The organism is Fontimonas sp. FW305-C-3, from assembly GCF_058783185.1.
On the sequence record NZ_JBYSYK010000004.1, the window covers coordinates 225894 to 246713 of the forward strand.

22 protein-coding genes are annotated in these 20820 nt (G+C 66.2%); 15 read left to right on the forward strand and 7 right to left on the reverse strand.

The window, feature by feature from the left end; all coding sequences use genetic code 11:
- The first annotated feature begins 8 nt into the window (after positions 1–8).
- A complete protein-coding gene (maiA, locus tag AC3WUF_RS16485; protein ID WP_492427578.1) occupies positions 9–659 on the forward strand; it encodes a maleylacetoacetate isomerase in 651 nt (216 codons plus the stop codon).
- 221 nt (positions 660–880) lie between these two features.
- Positions 881–1450 (forward strand): hypothetical protein, encoded by a 570-nt coding sequence (locus tag AC3WUF_RS16490; protein WP_492427580.1) that lies wholly within the window; start codon positions 881–883, stop codon positions 1448–1450.
- On the opposite strand, the gene AC3WUF_RS16495 is transcribed toward AC3WUF_RS16490, so the two are convergent.
- A complete protein-coding gene (locus AC3WUF_RS16495; protein WP_492427582.1) occupies positions 1447–1974 on the reverse strand; it encodes an acyl-CoA thioesterase in 528 nt (175 codons plus the stop codon). The genes AC3WUF_RS16490 and AC3WUF_RS16495 overlap by 4 nt on opposite strands.
- A gap of 30 nt (positions 1975–2004) precedes the next feature.
- Complete coding sequence (locus AC3WUF_RS16500; protein WP_492427584.1) at positions 2005–2493, reverse strand: Lrp/AsnC family transcriptional regulator; 489 nt, start codon at positions 2491–2493, stop codon at positions 2005–2007.
- 138 nt (positions 2494–2631) lie between these two features.
- Here AC3WUF_RS16500 and AC3WUF_RS16505 point away from each other — a divergent pair, with 138 nt between their 5' ends.
- The 5 genes from AC3WUF_RS16505 to AC3WUF_RS16525 are packed head-to-tail and all read left to right on the forward strand — an operon-like array spanning position 2632 to position 8185.
- The gene (locus AC3WUF_RS16505; protein ID WP_492427586.1) at positions 2632–3891 is read left to right on the forward strand and encodes a 3-methyl-2-oxobutanoate dehydrogenase (2-methylpropanoyl-transferring) subunit alpha; all 1260 of its coding nucleotides are present in this window, start codon (positions 2632–2634) and stop codon (positions 3889–3891) included.
- A gap of 3 nt (positions 3892–3894) precedes the next feature.
- Positions 3895–4908: an alpha-ketoacid dehydrogenase subunit beta gene (locus AC3WUF_RS16510; protein WP_492427588.1), complete on the forward strand. Its 1014-nt coding sequence runs from the start codon at positions 3895–3897 to the stop codon at positions 4906–4908.
- A 3-nt stretch (positions 4909–4911) separates the two neighbouring features.
- Entirely contained in the window at positions 4912–6207 is a 1296-nt protein-coding gene (locus AC3WUF_RS16515; protein WP_492427590.1) for a dihydrolipoamide acetyltransferase family protein, read from the forward strand.
- A 3-nt stretch (positions 6208–6210) separates the two neighbouring features.
- Positions 6211–7623 carry a dihydrolipoyl dehydrogenase gene (gene lpdA, locus AC3WUF_RS16520; RefSeq protein WP_492427592.1) on the forward strand — a complete coding sequence of 471 codons (1413 nt, stop codon included), beginning with the start codon at positions 6211–6213 and terminating at the stop codon, positions 7621–7623.
- Complete coding sequence (locus tag AC3WUF_RS16525; protein WP_492427594.1) at positions 7607–8185, forward strand: CoA-binding protein; 579 nt, start codon at positions 7607–7609, stop codon at positions 8183–8185. The genes lpdA and AC3WUF_RS16525 overlap by 17 nt, the downstream gene beginning before the upstream one ends.
- Positions 8186–8274: 89 nt before the next feature.
- Here AC3WUF_RS16525 and AC3WUF_RS16530 read toward each other — a convergent pair whose 3' ends face one another.
- A complete protein-coding gene (locus AC3WUF_RS16530; protein ID WP_492427596.1) occupies positions 8275–9261 on the reverse strand; it encodes a fatty acid desaturase family protein in 987 nt (328 codons plus the stop codon).
- A gap of 1 nt (position 9262) precedes the next feature.
- Positions 9263–10027 (reverse strand): PaaX family transcriptional regulator C-terminal domain-containing protein, encoded by a 765-nt coding sequence (locus AC3WUF_RS16535; protein WP_492428419.1) that lies wholly within the window; start codon positions 10025–10027, stop codon positions 9263–9265.
- A 157-nt stretch (positions 10028–10184) separates the two neighbouring features.
- On the opposite strand from AC3WUF_RS16535, the gene AC3WUF_RS16540 reads away from it, so the two are divergent.
- Positions 10185–10982 (forward strand): crotonase/enoyl-CoA hydratase family protein, encoded by a 798-nt coding sequence (locus tag AC3WUF_RS16540; protein WP_492427598.1) that lies wholly within the window; start codon positions 10185–10187, stop codon positions 10980–10982.
- Between the two features lie 9 nt (positions 10983–10991).
- Positions 10992–11906, forward strand: coding sequence for a crotonase/enoyl-CoA hydratase family protein (locus AC3WUF_RS16545; RefSeq protein WP_492427600.1), 915 nt, complete (start codon positions 10992–10994; stop codon positions 11904–11906).
- Here the strand turns inward: AC3WUF_RS16545 and AC3WUF_RS16550 are convergent.
- Positions 11896–12174, reverse strand: a complete 279-nt coding sequence (locus tag AC3WUF_RS16550) for a hypothetical protein (RefSeq protein ID WP_492427602.1) — start codon at positions 12172–12174, stop codon at positions 11896–11898. The genes AC3WUF_RS16545 and AC3WUF_RS16550 overlap by 11 nt on opposite strands.
- 163 nt (positions 12175–12337) lie before the next feature.
- Between AC3WUF_RS16550 and gcvA the strand changes: the two genes are divergently transcribed.
- Positions 12338–13303 (forward strand): transcriptional regulator GcvA, encoded by a 966-nt coding sequence (gene gcvA, locus AC3WUF_RS16555; protein WP_492427604.1) that lies wholly within the window; start codon positions 12338–12340, stop codon positions 13301–13303.
- Between the two features lie 70 nt (positions 13304–13373).
- Positions 13374–13799 carry an MAPEG family protein gene (locus AC3WUF_RS16560; RefSeq protein ID WP_492427606.1) on the forward strand — a complete coding sequence of 142 codons (426 nt, stop codon included), beginning with the start codon at positions 13374–13376 and terminating at the stop codon, positions 13797–13799.
- A gap of 189 nt (positions 13800–13988) precedes the next feature.
- Here the strand turns inward: AC3WUF_RS16560 and AC3WUF_RS16565 are convergent, their stop codons facing one another.
- Together AC3WUF_RS16565 and edd are read right to left on the reverse strand one after the other, a co-directional pair.
- Complete coding sequence (locus tag AC3WUF_RS16565; RefSeq protein ID WP_492427608.1) at positions 13989–14609, reverse strand: bifunctional 4-hydroxy-2-oxoglutarate aldolase/2-dehydro-3-deoxy-phosphogluconate aldolase; 621 nt, start codon at positions 14607–14609, stop codon at positions 13989–13991.
- Complete coding sequence (edd, locus tag AC3WUF_RS16570; RefSeq protein ID WP_492427610.1) at positions 14606–16483, reverse strand: phosphogluconate dehydratase; 1878 nt, start codon at positions 16481–16483, stop codon at positions 14606–14608. Before edd ends, AC3WUF_RS16565 begins: the two co-directional genes overlap by 4 nt.
- Before the next feature lie 224 nt (positions 16484–16707).
- On the opposite strand from edd, the gene zwf reads away from it, so the two are divergent.
- Genes zwf through glk form a run of 4 tightly spaced genes read left to right on the forward strand, consistent with a single transcriptional unit; the run spans position 16708 to position 20820 of the window.
- Positions 16708–18174, forward strand: coding sequence for a glucose-6-phosphate dehydrogenase (zwf, locus tag AC3WUF_RS16575; protein WP_492427612.1), 1467 nt, complete (start codon positions 16708–16710; stop codon positions 18172–18174).
- Positions 18174–18899: a 6-phosphogluconolactonase gene (gene pgl, locus AC3WUF_RS16580; protein WP_492427614.1), complete on the forward strand. Its 726-nt coding sequence runs from the start codon at positions 18174–18176 to the stop codon at positions 18897–18899. Before zwf ends, pgl begins: the two co-directional genes overlap by 1 nt.
- On the forward strand, positions 18896–19837 hold the full coding sequence (locus AC3WUF_RS16585; RefSeq protein ID WP_492427616.1) for an SIS domain-containing protein: 942 nt from the start codon (positions 18896–18898) through the stop codon (positions 19835–19837). The genes pgl and AC3WUF_RS16585 overlap by 4 nt, the downstream gene beginning before the upstream one ends.
- Positions 19834–20820: a glucokinase gene (gene glk / locus AC3WUF_RS16590; protein ID WP_492427618.1), complete on the forward strand. Its 987-nt coding sequence runs from the start codon at positions 19834–19836 to the stop codon at positions 20818–20820. Before AC3WUF_RS16585 ends, glk begins: the two co-directional genes overlap by 4 nt.

Below are 20820 nucleotides of genomic sequence, written 5' to 3' on the forward strand. Positions count from 1 at the left end.
ACGACGATATGCTCAAGCTCTATGCGTTCTGGCGCTCGTCGGCGAGCCATCGCGTCCGCATCGCGCTCAACCTCAAGGGTCTTCCGTACCAGATCGTGCCGGTGAACCTCGTCCGCGACGGCGGCGAGCAGTTCGGTGCCGAGTACCGTGCCGTCAATCCGCAGGCGCGCGTGCCCTTGCTGATCGACGGTGAGTTCAGCATCAATCAGTCGCAGGCGATCCTCGAATATCTGGAGACGCGCTTTCCGACGCCGGCGCTGGCGCCGACCGACCCGCAGCTGCTGGCGCGCGTCCGCGCGTTCTGCCTGACGATCGTGGCCGACATCCAGCCGTTGCAGAACCTGTCGGTGCTGAACTATCTGACCGATACCTTGAAACTCGAGGACGCCCAGCGCAGCGCTTGGCTGCAGCATTGGATCACGCGCGGACTCGCCGCGCTCGAGGAAGAACTGCGCGATCTGCCCGACACGCCGTTCGTGTTCGGCGACTTGCCGGGCTGGGCGGAGTGCATGCTGGTGCCGCAGATCTTCGCCGCGCAGCGCTTCGGCTGCGATGAGTCGCGCTTCCCGCGCCTGGCCCGTGTCGCGGCGCACTGCGCAACGCTGCCGGCCTTCCAGCGCGCGCATCCCAGCCAGCAGCCGGACGCGCCGGCAAACTGACACTGGCGTTTCAAAATCCGCTGCCGGATTCATCAAAGGCTCATGTTGTGAGCCTTTGCATCCTTACTCTGGGCATGACAGTTGCAACCGCTGGACTGCTGAAAACAGCCGGTGAGACCCTCGCAATCTCCGGTTCAGGAACGAGGTCTCAAAGTTGCATTGTCGGAAGCTGACGGTCTCATTCAAACGAGCCGTCGTCGCCTCGCCGAACGGAGTTCGTCATGAACAAGGATGCGAATCATGTGCCCATGCAGTACAGCAAGACCGGATCGCGGTCGCTAGCACTGCAGCAGATCGCCAGCGTGCCGCCGCGCAATGATGTGCGCGTCTACGGCAAGACCTTTGCCGGCGATGAGCCCATCGTCCGCGAGCTCGGCGGCTGCGTTCACGGCGCGACCAGCTATCGCTCCGACGATCTTGTTGTCGGCATTCAGCGCAACAGTGCCTTCCAAGGCAGCGAAAACTACAACAGCACGTTTTCGTTCGAGGTTGAGCGCGTCTATCTCAGCTATCGGGACGATCGCGGCATCCGCCATTTCGAAGTGCGTTGCCCCGCGCTGCGCGCGCAGATCGGGGCGATCATGGCGCTCAACGATCAGGCAGCGCATGCGGTACTGATCTGCATCGTCCAGGCCCAGCTCGGCGGTGCCGGCTACGGCTACCAGCATGCCCGCCAGGACTACGAGCGCGCCTATGTGGACGGACGACTGCGCAAGAAGAAGGTGCGCGGTACCGACAGCTACTCGATCTTCATCGAGGCGATCCCGCGTTCGCTCGCCGCGGCGGCCTAGGCTGCCGGCTGCGGCCGGCCGGCGCGCAGCGTCTTGAGTTCCTCGGCGTGGCGCAGGCGATATTCGCGGCGCAACTGAGCTTCTTCATAGCGATGGCGCTCTTCCTGCGTTTGCGCCAGCACCGGCGGCACGCGCCGCGGGGAGTTGTCGGGATTTACGGCGACGAAGGTCAGGTAGGCGGTCAGGATCTGCCGCCGCGCGCCGCCGCCGATCGCTTCGGCTTCGACGCGGCAGCCGACTTCCATCGATGTGTTCCATGCCCGGTTGACCGCGCAGTTGAACACCAGCACGTCGCCACCCTTGGCCGGTGCGATGAAGTGCACGGCGTCGACGCTGACAGTGACGCAGACGCCGCCGGCGTGACGGTCGGCGGCAACGCTGGCGAAGCGATCCATCTGCGCCATGATCAGTCCGCCGAACACCGTGTTGTTGGAGTTCAGGTCATTCGGAAACACCATGTAGACCTGTTCGCTGACCAGCGAATAGGACACGGGCAGGGCGATGTTGGGGTCGTGGAACGGCATATTTGTCTCGGCGTTTGCGGTGAGGTGCTGCTAGGCCTGTGTGACCTGCAAGGGCAGCCGCGTTGTGTTGACGGTCTGGCTCATCGAGATCGACGAGGAGATTTCCTGCACACCATCGATCTTCGACAGCTTCTGCCAGAAGAAGTGTTCGTAGTCCTCGACGCTGCGCACGATGATCTTCAGCAGGAAGTCGACATCGCCCATCAGCGTGTGGCATTCGAGCACCTGGGGAAAGGTGCTGATCGCCTCCAGAAACTTGGGCAGCACGTCGCGACCGTGACGGGCCATCTTCACGTGGGCGATGACCATGACGCCGAGGCCGACGCGGCGATGGTCGAGCACGGCGACCGTCGCCCGGATGACGCCGGCTTCCTGCAGCTTCTGGATGCGCCGCCAGACGACCGTCTTCGACGAGGCGACCTTGTCGGCAATGTCGGCGATCGGAAGATTGGCGTCGTCCTGCAGCAGATTGAGGATGCGGACATCCAGGGCGTCGAGGGGATGGCTCTTATTTTCCACAGTAAGCCAGTAATCAGGAATATTGTTCCACAATCTAACGGATTGGCGGCAAGAGCGGAAGCAAAATCCGCAACACGGCTCCTAGAATGTTTCCGATACCGCCGCCGCCCTTTGGCCGCCGCATGAGGAGAGGTTTTGATGGCCCGCAAGAAGCCAGCTGCACCCACGTCGAGCGTCGGCGAACCGCTGCGCCTGCACGTCCCCGAGCCCAACGCGCGACCGGGCGACACGCCGAGCTTCGCGCACATCGAAATCCCCGCCGCCGGCCAGCAGGCACGGCCGGCCACCGATACGCCGCAGGAAGACCTGATTCCCTACGCCAACGACCTGATCCGCGTCCTCGACGACAGCGGCAAGGCGGTCGGCCCCTGGGCGCCCAAGCTCGACGCCGATTTCCTGCGCGAGGGCCTGCGTTCGATGATGCTGACGCGCGCTTTCGACGAGCGCATGCAGCGCGTGCAGCGCGCCGGCAAGACCTCGTTCTATATCAAGTCCACCGGCGAAGAGGCGGTGGCCGTCGCGCAGGCGATGGCGCTCAACGACGACGACATGCTGTTCCCGAGTTATCGCCAGCAGGGGCTGCTCGTCGCGCGCAAGCACTCGCTCGTCGACATGATGTGCCAGATCTTCAACAACTCGCGTGATCGCCTGAAGGGCCGCCAGTTGCCGATCATGTATTCGGTGAAGGAGAAGGGCTTCTTCTCGATTTCCGGCAACCTCGGCACGCAGTATCCGCAGGCCGTCGGCTGGGCAATGGCCTCGGCGATGAAAGGCGACACGCGCATCGCCGCGGGCTGGGTCGGCGACGGCACCACCGCCGAGTCGGACTTCTACAACGCCCTGACCTTCGCCAGCGTCTACCAGGCGCCGGTGATTCTCAACGTTGTCAACAACCAGTACGCCATCTCGTCGTTCCAGGGCTTTGCCGGCGGCGAGCGTGCAACTTTCGCCGCACGCGCGATCGGCTTCGGCATTCCCGGCATGCGCGTCGACGGCAACGATTTCCTCGCGGTCTACGCGGTGACCCAGTGGGCTGCCGAGCGCGCACGCCGCAACGGCGGACCGACGCTGATCGAGCTGTACACCTATCGCGCTGCCGCGCATTCGACCAGCGACGATCCGTCCGCCTACCGTCCGGCGGACGAGGTTTCGCAGTGGCCGCTCGGCGATCCGATCGAACGCCTGAAGACCCATCTGATCGGTCTGGGCGAATGGGACGAAGTGCGCCATCAGGCGCTGTCCGTCGAACTCGAAGAGCAGGTCAAGGCCGACCTCAAGGAAGCCGAGAGCTACGGCTCGCTCGCCTCGAAGTCCTTCAGTCCCGCAACGATGTTCGACGATGTGTTCAAGGAAATGCCGCAGCATCTGCTTCGTCAGCGCCAGGAAATGGGGTACTAAGAAATGGCAACGATGAACATGATCCAGGCGATCAACTCCGCGCTCGAAGTGATGATGCAGCGCGACGCCAATGTCGTAGTCTTCGGTGAAGACGTCGGCTACTTCGGCGGCGTGTTCCGCGCGACGGCAGGCCTGCAGAAGAAGTTCGGCAAGACGCGCTGCTTCGATACGCCGATCTCCGAAGGCGGCATCCTCGGCACCGCGATCGGCATGGGCGTCTACGGCTTGCGACCGGTCGTCGAGATCCAGTTCGCCGACTACATCTATCCGGCCTTCGACCAGCTGGTGTCGGAAGCCGCGCGCCTGCGCCATCGCTCCGGCGGCGAGTTCAATGCGCCGATCACCGTGCGTTCGCCCTGCGGCGGCGGCATCTTCGGCGGCCAGACCCATTCGCAAAGTCCGGAAGGCATCTTCACCCACGTCTCGGGCCTGAAGACGCTGATGCCGTCGAATCCCTACGACGCCAAGGGCATGCTGATCGCCGCGATCGAGGACGACGATCCGGTCATGTTCTTCGAGCCCAAGCGCATCTATAACGGCCCGTTCGACGGCCATCACGACCGGCCGCTGCAGCCCTGGTCGAAGTTCCCGCAGTCTGAAGTGCCGGAAGGCTATTACCGCATCGACATCGGCAAGGCCGCAATCACGCGGCCTGGTAACGACGTCACCCTGCTTGCTTACGGCACGATGGTTCACGTCTGCGCCGCAGCGGTCGAGGAAAGCGGCGTCGACGGCGAGATCATCGACCTGCGCAGCCTGCTGCCGATCGATCTCGACACCATCGTCGAGTCGGTCAAGAAGACCGGCCGCTGCATCATCGTCCATGAAGCGACGCGCACCGGCGGTTTCGGCGCGGAGCTCTCAGCGCTGGTGCAGGAGCACTGCTTCAATCATCTCGAAGCGCCGATCGCGCGCGTCACCGGCTGGGACACGCCGTATCCGCATGCCTTCGAGTGGGAATACTTCCCGGGTCCGGAGCGCGTCGGTCGCGCCATCAAGCAAGTGATGGAGGGTTAAGCGATGGGACGCTATGTATTCAAGCTGTCGGATGTCGGCGAAGGTATTGCCGAGTGCGAGATTGCGACCTGGCGCGTCAAGGTCGGTGATGTCGTCGCCGAAGATCAGCCGCTGGTCGACATGCTGACCGAGAAGGCCGCTGTCGAGCTGCCGTCGCCGGTCGCCGGCAAGATCGTCGAGCTGTGCGGCGAAGCGGGCGACATGGTCGCCGTCGGCGGGCCGCTGGTGATTCTCGAAGTCGAAGGCGCCGGCAACGCAAAGGCCGAGCCGGCGAAGGCTGCGCCGGTTGCCGACAAGCCGAAGGCTGAAGCGCCGAAAGCAGCGCCGGCGCCTGAAGCGGCGCCCAAGCCAGTGGCCGCGCCTGCGCCCGCGGCGCCAGTGCGCGCTGCGCAGAGCAGTGCCCCGATTGTTGCACGCAAGCCGGGCGACAAGCCCATTGCGCCGCCCGCCGTGCGCCAGCGCGCGCGAGAGATGGGCATCGAGTTGCAGTACATCCATGGCAGCGGCCCGGCCGGGCGCATCACCCACGCTGACCTCGATGCCCATGTCGAGGGCAAGGGGCGTGCGCCGGCCGGAGCCGCCACCACCATGGCGCCGCGTACCGCGGTTGAAGAGATCAAGGTCATCGGTCTGCGCCGCAAGATCGCCGAGGCGATGCAGCGCGCCAAGCAGCGCATTCCGCATTTCGCCTACGTCGAGGAAGTCGACGTCACCGAACTCGAAGCGCTGCGCGTGCACCTGAACAACATGCGCAAGCCGGATCAGCCGAAGCTGAGCCTGCTGCCGTTCCTGGTCAAGGCGCTGGTCCGCACGCTGCCGCAGTTCCCGCAGTGCAATGCGCTCTACGACGACGAGGCCGGCATCGTGCGTCGTCATGCCGCGGTCCACTGCGGCATCGCCACCGCAACGCCCAACGGTCTGATCGTGCCGGTCATGCGCCATGCCGAGACGCTCGATGTCTGGCAGATGGCCGGCGAGATCCGCCGCCTCGCCGACGCCGCGCGCAGCGGCAAGGCACCGCGCGAAGAACTCAGCGGCTCGACGATCACGCTGACCAGCCTCGGCGCGCTCGGCGGCATCGTGTCGACGCCGATCATCAACGCACCGGAAGTCGCGATCGTCGGCGTCAACAAGATGATCGAGCGGCCCATGTATGTGAACGGCCAGCTGGTGCCGCGCCTGATGATGAACCTGTCGTCGTCCTTCGATCATCGCGTCGTCGACGGCTTCGATGCGGCTTCGTTCATCCAGGCGCTCAAGGGCCTGCTCGAACATCCCGCCGTCCTGTTCATGGAGTGAGCCGTGATTGAACCTCTGAAGACACAGGTGCTGGTGGTCGGTGGCGGGCCGGGCGGCTACGTCGCCGCAATTCGCGCCGGCCAGCTCGGCCTGCAGACCACGCTCGTCGAGTCGACCCGGCTCGGCGGCACTTGCCTGATTCGCGGCTGCATCCCGTCGAAGGCACTGATTCACGCGGCGAGCAAGTTCGACGACATCGCCAAGCATGCACAGCAGCCGCATCTCGGCATCGGCCTGTCCGCCGCGCCGAGCTTCGATGCGAGCCAGGCGATCGCCTGGAAGGACGGCATCGTCGACCGCCTCAGCAACGGCGTCGCCGGCCTGTTGAAGAAGGCCGGCGTGCGCGTCGTCAACGGCAAGGCGGAATTCTCCGATGCCAAGACCTGCCAGATCACCGGCGGCGACGAGGCACTGACGATCCAGGCCGAGCACGTGATCCTCGCGACTGGTTCGATCAGCGCGTCGCTGCCGACCGTGCCGTTCGGCGGCAATGTCATCAGTTCCACCGAAGCGCTGTCGCTGACGACGCTGCCGAAGAAGCTGGTCGTCATCGGCGCCGGCTATATCGGCCTGGAGATGGGCATCGCGTTCGCGAAGCTCGGCGTGCAGGTCGAGTTTGTCGAGGCGCTGCCGCGTGTGCTGCCGAGCTACGACGCTGCGCTGGTGCGCCCGGTCGAGCAGTGGCTGAAGAAGCGCGGTGTCGCCGTGCACCTGAATACCAAGGCGCTGGGCGTAAAGCAGACCGCCAAAGGCGTGAGCCTGAACGTGCAGACCGGCGACGAGCCGGCGCGCGACATCCAGTGCGACAAGGTACTCGTCGCGATCGGCCGCAAGCCGAACACGCAGGGCTGGGGCCTGGAGAAGATGGCGGTCGACATGGCCGGCGCCTTCGTCAAGGTCGATGCGCAGTGCCGCACCTCTATGCGCAACGTCTGGGCGATCGGCGATCTGGTGGGCGAGCCGATGCTTGCGCACAAGGCTTCGGCGCAGGGCGAGATGGTTGCCGAGATCATCGCCGGCAAGCGCCGCGCCTTCGATCCGGTTGCGATTGCCGCGGTGTGCTTCACCGAGCCGGAGATCGTCAGCGTTGGTCTGAACCCCGAGCAGGCGAAGGCCCAGGGCATCGAGGTCGTGACCGGCCAATTTCCGTTCGCCGCGAATGGCCGCTCGTTGACAATGGAAGCCGGCGCCGACGGCGGCTTCGTGCGCATCACCGCGCGCGCCGACAATCATCTGGTGCTCGGCATCCAGGCGGTCGGCGCACATGCCGCCGAGCTGTCCGGTGAGTTCGCGCAGTCGCTGGAAATGGGCGCGCTGCTCGAAGACATCGCGCATACGATCCACGTGCATCCGACGATGACGGAAGCGGTACCGGAAGCGGCGCTCGCGGCGCTGGGTCATGCGATCCACATCTGAGCCGCACAAGGCCGAGGTTGCGTCGCCAGTGTCGGGCGAGGCGCTGCGCCGTCCGGTGATCCGCCGCGCAGGCTATGATCAGCCGCCCATGACTGCGAGTCTGCGTGCCATGTTAGATCGCTGGAACGACTGGAAGCGGTTTCTGATCGACGACGAAGCCGGCATCACCGAACTGCTGGCGCAGACGCGCCGCATTGCGGTCATCGGCATCAAGCCGGAAAGCCACGCCAACCAGCCCGCGCATTACGTGCCGGCCTACATGCACAACGCCGGCTTCGAGATCGTTCCGGTGCCGGTCTACTATCCGGAAGTGCAGCAGATCCTCGGCCAGCCGGTGGTGTGGCGCCTTGGCGAGATCAGCGGCGAGATCGACATGGTCAACCTGTTCCGCCGGCCGTCCGATGTGTCCAAGCACGTCGATGAAATCCTCGCCGCGCATCCCAAGGCGGTGTGGATGCAACAGGGCATTCGCAACGACGAAGCGGCGGAGATCTTTGCGAAGGCCGGCATCAAGGTCGTGCAGGATCGTTGCCTGATGGTGGAGCATCGCGAGCGCCACTGAGGTTCTGGTCGGCGCCATCCCGTAGCCCGGGTGAAACCCGGGGCCATCGTCGTTACGCAGCTGCAGATCCCGGGTTTCACCCGGGCTACCTATACGGCGAGCGCCGGTTTCGACGACACCGTTTTCAACACATCGAGATAGCCCGGCGTGATCTGCAGCAGACCTTGCTCGCGCAGCAGTCGGTGCAGCTGCGGCAGCCGGTAGTACGGCACCGACGCCATGAAGTGATGCTCGATGTGGAAGTTGACCCGCATCGGCGCCACGGTCATCCGCGCCAGCCATCCCGCATGCGTGGTACGCGTGTTGCGGAAGCTGTCCGCCACCGCTTCGGTGCAGGCGTGTTCGGCCAGTGAGCGCAGGCGCAACAGCAGCGTGAACGGCGACAGGTAAGCGACAACCCACAACGTAAACAACCAGGCCTGGCCGACGCTCCACAGCAGCGCCAGCAGCGCGGCGTGAAACAGCAGCGCCGGGCCAAGACCGCGCAGCGTCAGCGCGATGCGCGCGAGCACGCCGCGTCCGTCCGGTGGCAGCCGCTCGATATCGTTGGCAACCGTCCAGCGAATGATGCCGGCCGCCATCAGCACATGGCCGAGCATGACCTTGAATCCGGTGTAGCCGGAGATATCGCGCAACAGCTTGCGCGTCAGGCTACGGCGCGTGACCGGGAACGGCGCGCTCAGCGACAGATCCGGATCGCCGGCGAGGCCGGTATGCGCATGGTGCTTGAGGTGATGCGCGCGGTACTTGTGCATGTCGAGCCAGATCGGTCGCGCGCAGGCCCAGTCGCCGAGCACATCGTTCAAGGCACGGCTGCGGAACAGCGTGCCGTGCGCCGCTTCGTGCTGGAGGATCGCGAGCGCCAGCTGGCGGCCGGCGAGCATCCAGGTGCCGAAGAAGATCGTCAGCGGATTCGGCCACAGCGCGATGATCGCAAACGTCGCCGCGATGACCAGCCAGGTCGAACACACCGCCCACAAGCCGCGCCCGTCGGAGCGCGCGGTCAACACGCGAATCTGTTCCGCGCTGAGCACGTCGCGCGGACGCAGGGGGCTGCCGGCGCTTGCGGTTGTCATGTCAGTTGGTCCGTGCGCCGCGTGCGATGGAGCGGCCCGCGTAGGCGGGAATCGGATGCAGCTGTTGCCAGATCAGGTGGCCGGCGTGATCGAAGTGCTGCACGACATCGATGAACGCCTTGCGTGCTTCGACGTCGACCAGCGGTGCCGGCAGCAGCGGGTCGTAGACCAGGTTGCGGATCGCTTCGTGGCCGAGCAGGTAGGCCTCGCGCGCGGCGACCTCGGGCTCCAGTTCATCGGCCTGCGCCAGCCATTTCTCGAGCCGCTGCCGCAGGCTGCGATAGCTCTTGTCGAGACGCTTGCCATCCCATAGACGGCGTGCGCGCTGTTCGCGCGCAGCATCGAATCCACTGGCGACGAACACCGGCGCATCGTCGTCGAGACCGAGCCGCTGCAGGCGCTCGCGCAGCGCTTCGACGCCGCCGCGCAGATTGTCCGGGCGGATGTACAAACCGGATTCGAGTTCGCGCAGGCCGGTCATCGCCAGTGCGCGATCACGCGCGCGCACACGGCTGCGGTCGCTGCGGCCGAGGCCGCCGAGATGGACGGCGATCCACTGCTGCGACCAGTCGCAGAGCCGTTGCTCCGCATCGCGCCAGTGGCGCACATCATCGGCAAGGCCCGTCGCCTTCGGCCCGAAGCGATAGGCGCCGCGCCCGGCGGCTTCGATCAGGCTTTCCGCGCTCAGGCGCACCAGCGCGACGCGCACGCTGTTCTCGCGGATGCCGAACAGTGCGCAGGCGTTGATTGCATCGCGCGCCGTCATCGTCTCGCCGTTGGCGGCCAGCAGCAGGTTGAGGATCAGGTGCTTAGGACTGGGCGGCTGGGCGGCGGTCACGGCAAGGCTCTGCGAGGCAGGGGCTTTAACATTACAGAATCGGATGTATAGTGCAACAAGACGTAACAAACGAATCGAGGCCCGGATGAGCGAGTCTGCAGAAGCCCCGCGCGTGTTGATCGAGCGCAAGCCGCCGTTGCTGCACGTGAAGATCAATCGCCCCGACGCACGCAATGCGGTCGATCGGCCGACCGCCGAAGCCTTGGCTGCGGCATTCCGCGAATTCGAGGCCGATGCCGAGCTCAGGGTCGCGATTCTCAGCGGTGCCGGCGAGCATTTCTGCGCGGGCGCGGATCTCAAGGCGGTCGCCAGCGGCGCGGCGGCGCACGTCAATCGCATCGCCCCCGATGGCGATGGCCCGATGGGGCCGACACGGATGCAGCTGAGCAAGCCGGTGATCGCCGCGGTGTCCGGTTACTGCGTCGCCGGCGGGCTCGAGCTGGCGCTGTGGTGCGATCTTCGTGTCGCCGACGACAGCGCCGTCTTTGGCGTCTACTGCCGCCGCTTCGGCGTACCGCTGATCGATGGCGGCACCGTGCGCCTGCCGCGCCTGATCGGCATGAGTCGCGCGATGGATCTGATCCTCACCGGTCGCGCTGTCGATGCGGTCGAGGCCGAACACATCGGTCTCGCCAATCGCCGTGTCGCCGCCGGCCAGGCTCTGGTGGCCGCGGAGGCATTGGCGCTGCAGATCGCCGGCTTTCCGCAGACCTGCATGCGCGGTGATCGCCGCAGTGCCTACGAGCAATGGGGCATGGACGAAACGGCCGCCATCGCCAACGAGTTGCGCTACGGCATGAGCACGCTGCAGTCCGGCGAGACCGTCGCCGGTGCCAGCCGATTCAGCGCCGGCACCGGCCGCCACGGCCAGTTCGATCGATAGGAGCCGACGATGGACACGCTCAAGACGATGACCTACGCGGTGACCGGGCGCATTGCGCGCATCACCTTGAACCGGCCGGCGCGCGGCAACGGCATCACGATGGACATGCCGCGCGAGCTGGCGGAGTGCGTCGAGCGCGCGAACATCGATCGCGCCGTGCATGTGATCGCGCTGTCCGGCAACGGCAGCGGATTCTGCGGCGGCTACGATCTGGTCGACAGCGCCGAGAGCATGACGATCGGCGAAGCCAGCGCGCATCGACCGCAGGGATCGGTGCTCGATCCGCGCGTGCAGATGCAGAACCACGTGCCGGGTTCGCAGTGGGACCCGATGACCGACTACGCGATGATGCATCGCAATGTGAAGGGCTTCATGAGCCTGTTCCACAGCGAGAAGCCGGTCGTCTGCAAGGTGCACGGCTTCTGCGTCGCTGGCGGCACCGACATGGCGCTCTGTTCGGACCTGCTGGTCATCGCCGACGACGCGAAGATCGGCTATCCACCGGCGCGCGTGTGGGGCTCGCCGACCACGTCGATCTGGTTCCATCGCATCGGCCTGGAGAAATCCAAGCGCCTGCTGTTCACTGGCGATTGCCTGTCCGGCAAGGAAGCGCGTGAATGGGGCCTCGCGATCGAGTCCGCGCCGGCGGATCAGCTCGATGCCCGCTTCGAGATTCTGCTGGAGCGCATCGCGCGCATGCCGGTCAACCAGCTGGTGATGATGAAGCTGCTGCTCAATCAGTCGGTGATGCAGCAGGGGCTGCAGACGACGCAGATTCTCGGCACTGTCTTCGACGGCATCACCCGCCATACGGCGGAGGGCTATGCCTTCCAGCAGCGCGCCGCGGAAGCCGGCTTCAGGCAGGCCGTGCGCGAGCGCGACGAACCGTTTGGCGATTTCGGTCTGTCGACGTTCAAGGGCTGAGGGCGACGCGCAATCCTGCGGTCAGCGCGGCGGGCGCGGCCTCCTGCCTCACGAACGCCGGTGCGGGAATCAGGCGCTGTGACGCAACGCTCTGCTTGAGATTGAGCGCCAACTCGCTGCGGATGCTTAGCAATGCGGCGTTGCCCTGGCTGGCGATCTGAAGGCCGATCGCGGAAGGCGTCGAGGCTTGCGGTTCCTGCGCGGAAACCGCGAGGCTGGCCAGCGCCAGGGCGGCGGCGGTCAGAAGTCTGGAATGCGGCTTGTTCATGGATGGCTCCGGTGGCTGTAGTCTCGGCGGAGGTCCGGATGGCATGCTTCACTCTCATGCATGGTATCCAGCGGCCTCCTTGCGTGGATCGAATCATCCGCCTGGAAGTGAGAGCGCTCAAACGATATCTTTGCATCCCATGCATGCGTAATGGGAATGCCAAATGGCACATCAGACACTGCCGCAGCTTGATCTGCTCATCGGCTTCGAAGCCGCCGCGCGCCATCTGTCGTTCACGCGCGCCGCGGCGGAACTGCACCTGACGCAGTCCGCGATCTCGCGGCAGGTGCAGGCCCTGGAAGAGCAGCTCGGCGTCGTGCTGTTCGAGCGGCGTCACCGCGCGCTGCTGTTGACCGAGGCCGGCCAGCTATTGCAACGAACGGTCGCCGAGGCGCTGCGTAGCCTGGAACAGACCACCCGGCGCATTCGCGGGCTGAAGACTTCGAACACGCTGACGGTGACCACCGTCGTGTCGTTCGCATCGCTGTGGCTGCTGCCGCGTCTGCCGCAGTTTCGCGCGCAGCATCCGCTGGCCGATGTGCGCATCGCCGCCGACAACCGCCTCGCGGACCTGACGCGCGAACGCATCGATGTCGCGATTCGCTACAGCAGCCCGGACAGCGTGCCGCCGCTCGCACGCAAGCTGTTTGGCGAAGAGGTCGTGCCGATGTGCAGTCCGCACCTGCTCAAGGATCGCAGCCGGCCACTGCGGAAGCCCGAAGATCTGCGCCATCACACTTTGTTGCACGACGACTACGTCGACACCACGCCGTGGCTGGAGTGGCCGACCTGGCTTGAGGCGCATGGAATGAGCGGGCTGAAGTCAGCCGGCGATCTGCGCTTCTCGCTGTACGACCAGATGATTCATGCAGCGCTCGACGGTCAGGGCGTCGCGTTGGGGAGGCTGCCCTTGCTTGCGCATCTGATCGAAAGCGGCCGCCTGGTCGTGCCGTTCGCCGCCGGCAAGAGCGCGGTACCGATGCCGCAGGCAACGCGTGCCTTTTTTGTCATTCCCGAGCCGAGCGCGGCCGAGCGGCCCGAGGTGCGCGCCTTTGTCGACTGGGTGGTCGCCGAGGCGGGCCAGCCGCTGCCGCAACGGCGACGCTCCGCGCGGAAGCCGGGCGGGTAGGGAAGCGGGCCCGGCTTTCCGGGCAGAATGGCCGGGCCGCAGCCTGCGGCAGCAATCAATGGGGGGCGAAATGGAAGCAAAGATGCCGATGCTGGCGCCGGTCATGGCGCTGGTGCTGTGGACCTTCGCGATGTGGCTGTGGATGTACGCGACGCGCATTCCCGCGATCATGAAATCCAAGATGGCGATGGATCCGATGGCGCCCCGCGGCGAACAGATGAACCAGCTGCCGGCCAACGTGCGCTGGAAGGCCGACAACTACAACCATCTGTTCGAGATGCCGACGCTGTTCTATGCGACCGGTCTCGTGCTTGCCGTGCTCGGTGATACGACGGCATTGAGCGTCAACCTGGCGTGGACTTATGTCGGTGTGCGCATCGTGCACAGCCTGTTCCAGGCGACGGTCAACAAGATCGAAGTTCGCTTCGCCCTGTTTGTGCTGTCTTCTCTGGTATTGCTGGCGCTGGCAATCCGCACCGCCTGCCAGGTGTTCTGAGGTTTCGACACACCGTAGCCCGGATGCAATCCGGGGCGCCTGCGCGCAGCGGCGCCCCGGGTTTCACCCGGGCTACGGGATTGACGTCGGGGTATCTACGGTCAACGTAGGATGGGCTGAGCTTTGCGAAGCCCATCGGTGCAGCGGTGATGATGATGGGCTTCGCTGCGCTCAGCCCATCCTACGGACTCACGCGTAGTGCGGCGCTTGTTGTGCAAGCGCGCGGATGCCGTCCCAGTCGCCAGCACCCAGCAATGAAGCCGGCGCGAGCCAGGAGCCGCCGACACAGCCGACATTCGGCAGCGCGAGATAATGACGTGCGCTGTCCGGCGTGATGCCGCCGGTCGGGCAGAACTGGATGTCCGGCAGAGGACCGTACAGCGACTTCAGCATTGCGCAGCCGCCGGCCGCCTCGGCCGGAAAGAACTTCAAGGTCCTGTAGCCCGCATCGCGGGCCAGCATGACCTCGCTTGCCGTCGTCGCGCCGGGCAGATAGGGCCAGCCTTCGATCATGCCTGCGCGCAACAGCGCGGGTGTCGAGCCGGGGCTGATGCCGAAACTCGCGCCGGCCGCACGCGCGGCGGCGAGGTCATCGACACTGAGGATCGTGCCGGCGCCGACGACGGCATCCGGCACCTGCTCCGCGATGGCGCGAATCGCATCGAGCGCCGTGCGGGTGCGCAGCGTGACCTCGAGGACGCGGATGCCGCCGCCGACCAGGGCCCGAGCCAGCGGCACGGCCTGCGAGAGGTCGTCGATGACGAGCACCGGCATCACCGGACTCAGCTTCAGCAGTTCACGCGCGTTCATGCCGCCACCGCCACGCCGCCCGACCAGCCAAAGGTCGCCGCGCCCTGCTCGGCGCCGTCCGCGTTGTTGCGGAAGTTGGCGAACAGTTCGCGGCCGACGCCGTGGCCGTTGGGCAGCAGGTCCGGAATGACGACTTCGCGGGCGGCGAGTTCGGCAGCGTCGACCAGGACTTCGAGCGTGCCGCTGATCGCATCGACACGAATCTCGTCGCCATCGCGCACGCGCGCGAGCGGCCCGCCGTTGAGGCATTCCGGTGTGACGTGAATTGCCGCCGGCACCTTGCCGGAGGCGCCGGACATGCGTCCGTCGGTGACCAGCGCGACCTTGAAACCGCGATCCTGCAGCACGCCCAGCGACGGCGTCAGCTTGTGCAGCTCCGGCATGCCATTCGCGCGCGGGCCCTGGTAGCGGACCACCGCGACGAAGTCGCGCTCGAGTTCCTGACGGTCGAAGGCTTCGAGCATCGCTTCCTGGCTGTCGAACACGATCGCGGGAGCGGTGACGGTCTGATATTCGCGCTTGACCGCGGAGGTCTTGATGACCGCGCGCCCCAGATTGCCGCGCAGCAATCGCAGGCCGCCCTCGTCGGCGAACGGTTCGGCAACGCCGCGCAGGATGTCGCGATCGTGGCTCGCCGTCGTGGCTTCGCGCCAGAACAGCGTGTCGTTTTCCCAGTGCGGCTCGCGGGTGTAGTGATCGAGGCCGCGGCCCATGACGGTCTCGACATCGGCATGCAGCAGCCCGGCCGAGAGCAGCTCGCGGATCAGGAAGCCCATGCCGCCGGCGCTGTGAAACTGGTTCACGTCGGCGCTGCCGTTCGGGTAGATGCGCGTCAGCAGCGGCACGGCCGCGGACAGTTCGTCGAAGTCGCTCCAGTCGATGAGGATGCCGGCGGCGCGGGCGATCGCGACCAGATGAATCGTGTGATTGGTCGATCCGCCGGTCGCCAGCAGGCCGACAATGGCATTGACGATCGCGCGCTCGTCGACGATCTGCGCCAGGGAAATCGCCTGATCGCCCAATGCGGTGATGCGGCCGCAGCGTTCGGCGGCGGCTTCTGTTAGCGCGGTGCGCAATGGCGTGTTCGGATTGACGAAGGCGCTGCCGGGGAGGTGCAGGCCCATGACCTCCATCAGCATCTGGTTGCTGTTGGCGGTGCCGTAGAACGTGCAGGTGCCGGGGCCATGGTAGGACTGCATCTCGGCATCGAGCAGTTCTTCCTCGCCGATCTTCTTCTCGGCATGCAGCTGGCGCACGCGCGCCTTTTCCTTGTTCGGCAGGCCCGAGGTCATCGGTCCGCCGGGCACGAAGATGGCCGGCATGTGGCCGAAAGCAAGCGCTCCGATCAAGAGGCCGGGCACGATCTTGTCGCAGACGCCGAGGCACAGCATGCCGTCGAAAGTGTTGTGCGACAGCGCCACCGCAGTCGCCATCGCGATGACGTCGCGCGAGAACAGCGACAGCTCCATGCCGGGCTGGCCCTGGGTGACGCCATCGCACATCGCCGGCACGCCGCCGGCGAACTGCGCGACTGCTCCCGCCCGCCGTGCGCCGGTTTTCAGCAGCTCCGGATACTTCTGCAGGGGCTGATGGGCCGACAGCATGTCGTTGTAGCTGGAGACGATGGCCAGGTTCGGCCAGCGCATCGCCCGCAGTGCGGGCTTGTCGCCCTCCGCCGCGGCAAAGGCATGCGCGAGGTTGGTGCAGGAAATGCGGCTGCGCTGCGAGCCCGCGGCGCGGGCTTGATCCATGCGCTGCAGGTAATCCGCGCGCGTGGCGCTGCTGCGCGCGCGGATGCGGGCGGTAACCGTGGCGATCGCCGGGTGTATTGGCGTCGGCGCTGCCGGCGGGGTGGATCGGTCTTGCGGTGGCATAGGCGTGCTTCCGGCAGGCCGGCTGCGGCTCCTGGCTGCAGGCCGGCGCGTAGTTTTGCAACATACTAAGCCGCGCTTCCGGCCTCGGCAAGATTCCGGGGCTTGCACTGAAGCGCCACTGAACCAGCAGAACTCGTGCCCGGAAAGGTGTAGTCCGCCATTGACGGGGCGGGTGCGCGCTTTCAGAATGGCAGGTAGTAATACTACATGCCGGGGCGCGCAGGATGTCGAGTCAGGAGTCTTTCGATCTGGTCATCTTCGGTGGCAGCGGCGATCTGTCGATGCGCAAGCTGCTGCCGGCGCTGTACTACCGCCATCGCGACACCAAGGACACGTCCGGCTGGCGAATCCTCGCGGTCGGGCGTCAGCAGCTGTCCCGCGAACAGTTCCTGGCGACTGCCGAAGAGAGCGGGCGTCTGTATATCGGCGCCAAGGACTTCAAGGATGCCGACTGGGCTGCGTTCGCCCAGAGCGTCGACTACGTCAGCATGGATCTCGGCAAGGCCGAGCAATATGCGGTGCTGGCCGAGCGGCTCGGCAACGACAGCGGCCGCACGCGCGTGTTCTACATGGCAACGACGCCCGGGCTGTTCTCGACGATCTGTGGCCATCTGCGTCACAGCGATCTGGTGACGCCGAACAGCCGCGTCGTGCTGGAGAAACCGCTGGGTCGCAATCTCGCTTCGGCGGATCGCATCAACGCCGAAGTCGGTGCGGTGTTCGCTGAGCACCAGATCTTCCGCATCGATCACTACCTCGGCAAGGAAGCGGTGCAGAACCTGATCGCGCTGCGCTTCGGCAACGCGTTCTTCGAGTCGCTGTGGAACCGCAACTGCATTCGCGACGTGCAGATCACGATCGCCGAAACCGTCGGCGTCGAAAGCCGCGGCGAGTTCTACGACGGCATCGGTGCGCTGCGCGACATGGTGCAGAACCATCTGCTGCAGCTGCTGTGCATCGTCGCGATGGAACCGCCGTCCAGCGTCGACTCCGACGCGTTGCGTGACGAAAAGCTCAAGGTGCTGCGCGCGCTGCGGCGCTTCACGCCAGCCGATGTCGAAACCAAGGCCGTGCGCGGCCAGTTTCGCAGCGGCGCGATCGGCAGCCAGGCCGTGCCCGGCTATCTCGACGAACCCGGCACTGCTGCCGACAGCGCGACCGAAACCTTCGTTGCGCTCAAGGCGAACATCGACAACTGGCGCTGGGCCGGCGTGCCGTTCTATCTGCGCACCGGCAAGCGCATGCAGGAGCGCCTTGCCGAGATCGTCGTCACCTTCCGCGATGTGCCGCATGCGCTGTTCCCGGCGACCGCCGCCGGCGGTCCGGCGAACCGACTGGTGATCAGCCTGCAGCCTGATGAAGGGCTGCGACTCAAGGTGATGGCGAAGGTGCCGGGCGAAGCCATGTCTTTGCGGCCGGTCAGCCTCGACCTGTCGTTCACGCGGACCTATCACACGCGTCCCTGGGATGCGTACGAGCGACTGCTGATGGATGCGGTGCGCGGCAAGCTGACGCTGTTCGTGCGTCGCGACGAAGTCGACGCGGCGTGGCGCTGGGTCGAGCCGATCCTCGACAGCTGGGCGGCGCAAGGCGCCGTCGGCCTCAAGCACTACCCGGCCGGCAGCTGGGGGCCGGCCAGCGCGAACGCGCTGATCGTTCGCGAGAACCACACCTGGCACGAGGAATCCTGATGAGCGCGGGGAGCGCGCTACAGCTGCCGGCCTTCATCGCGCAGCGGATTCTCCCCGATGCGGCGGCGCAGGCGCAGGCGCTGGCACGCCATGTTGCCGATGCCTTGGCCGCGGCGATTGCCGAGCGCGGCCAGGCGCTGCTGCTGCTGTCCGGCGGGCGCAGTCCGATCGCGTTCTTCGAACAGCTCAGCCGGCATGAACTGGCCTGGGAGAACGTCTGTGTCGGGCTGGTCGACGAGCGCTGTGTCGGCTTCGATTCGGCAGACCGCAACGATGCACTGATCTGCCGTCATCTGCTGCAGGGCAAGGCCACGGCGGCGCAGTTCGTGCCGTTGATCGGAGATGGCTTCGATGCCATCGCGGAGCTGGAACCGGCGCGCCTGCGCGTCGCCACACTGCCCTGGCCGGCCGACGTCGTCGTGCTGGGCATGGGCGAGGACGGTCACACCGCATCGTGGTTTCCCGGCGCTGCGGGCACCGCGGCGGCGATGGAAGCAGCGACCGCGGATCAGGTCGCGATCGTGACACCGACGACCGCGCCGCATGTGCGGCTGACGCTGACGCTGCCGCCGATACTGCAGGCGCGGCAGATCCTGCTGCCGATGCAGGGCGCGACCAAGCGTGCGGTCGTCGAGCGTGCGGCTACCGCGACGGCCAGTGAATTGCCGGTCGCCGCCGTGCTGCGGCAGCAGCAGGCGCCGCTGCATCTGTATTACTGCCCATGACGGCGAAGAAGAAAGCCGCGGCCGGCATCGTGCCGGCGCAGGGCGCGCTGATCGCACGCATGAGCCAGGCGCTGCCGGCCCTGCGCCGTTCCGAGCGCGATGTCGCCGAACTCATTCTCAAGGACCCCGCGCAGGCGTTGCAGTGGTCCATCGCCGAAGCGGCGCAGCGGGCCGGCGTCAGCCAACCCACCGTCGCGCGCTTCGCGACGGCCATGGGCTTCAGCGGTTTCCGCGAGTTCAAGATGCATCTGGCGCAGAGCATCGCGACCGGTGTGCGCTTCGTGCACAGCGACGTCGAGGCCGACGACACGCCGCAGCGTGTCGTGCCGAAGGTCTTCGATCGGGCGATCGGTGCGCTGATCGACGTGCGCAATCATCTCGATCCGCAGGCGATGGCGCGCGCGGTTGCGCTGCTCGCCAAGGCACGGCGCATCGAGTGTTTCGGCGTCGGCAACTCGGCCATCGTCGCCGACGATGCGCAGCACAAGCTGCTGCGCTTCGGCATTCCCTGTGCGGCATCCGCCGATCCGCATTCGATGAGCATGGTTGCTACGGTGCTCGGCGCCGGCGACGTGGTGCTGGCCATCTCGGCCAGCGGTCGCACGGTCGACATGGTCGACTGCGTGCGCGCCGCCGTTGCCGGTGGCGCGACCGTGATCGCGATCACCAACGGGACTTCACCGCTGGCCCGCGTCGCGACCCTGAGCCTGCACGTCGATGTGCTCGAGGACACCGACATCTATACGCCGATGACCTCGCGTCTCGCGCATCTGGTGGTCATCGACGCGCTGTGCGTCGGCATCGCGTTGGCGCTGGGGCCCGGCTGTATTGATCGCCTCGAGCGGGTCAAGCACAGTCTGCGCAGCCGCCGCCTCGGCCTGCCGGTGTCCGAAGCGGTTTCGCGCAAATCTACCCAACCGAAGAGGCGTGGCTCATGACGGCAATCCGCAGTGTGCTGGTGGCTGATATCGGCGGCACCAATGCGCGTTTTGCGTTGGCCCGCTACGAAGGCGGCCAGTTGCAGCTCAGCGATATCCGCGTGCTCGCCGTCGAGGAGCATCCGACGCTGCAGGCGGCCGCGCAGGCCTATCTGCGCGGCGCCGGTGCGTCGGCCGATATCCAGACCGCGGTGTTCGCGGTTGCATCCGCGGTCAGCGCGGACACGATCAAGTTGACCAACAGCCCCTGGTCGTTCTCGATCCGTCAGCTGCAGACCGAGCTGCGCATGCCGGATCTGCGCATCGTCAACGACTTCGCCGCCCTGAGCATGGCGCTGCCGCATCTGCTGTCGACGGATCTGGACCGGCTCGGCATGGCCGACATTCCGGCGCGCATCGGCAACGAACGCAGCTACGCGACACTGGGTCCGGGCACCGGCCTCGGCGTCGGCGGCCTGCGTCTGGCCAGCGGACGCGGCGTCGTGATCGAGTCCGAAGGCGGCCATGCCGGCTTCGCGCCGGCCAACGAGTTCGAGATGGCCATCCTCAGACATCTGCTCGGCAAGTACGAGCGCGTATCCAACGAGCGGCTGCTGTGCGGTGCCGGGCTCGTCAACCTGTACGAGGCGATCTGCGCGATCGAAGGCAGCGCCGCCGAGCACAGCGAGCCGCAGTTCATCGTCGCCGAAGCGGACGCAAAGGCCGACAGCGTCGCCGACCGCACGGTCGAGACGTTCTGCGCGCTGCTCGGTTCGGTGGCCGGCGATGTCGCGCTGACGCTCGGTGCCTGGGACGGGGTCTATGTCGGCGGCGGTATCGCGCAGAAGCTGGCGGCGCGCCTGCAGCGCTCGGCATTCCGCGCGCGCTTCGAAGCCAAGGGCCGTCACACGCCGCTGATGCAGCGCATACCGACCTGGAACATCCTGCACCCGGCGGTGGGCCTGCTCGGCGCCGCCGCTTTCGCGACAGCGCCGCAGGCCTGA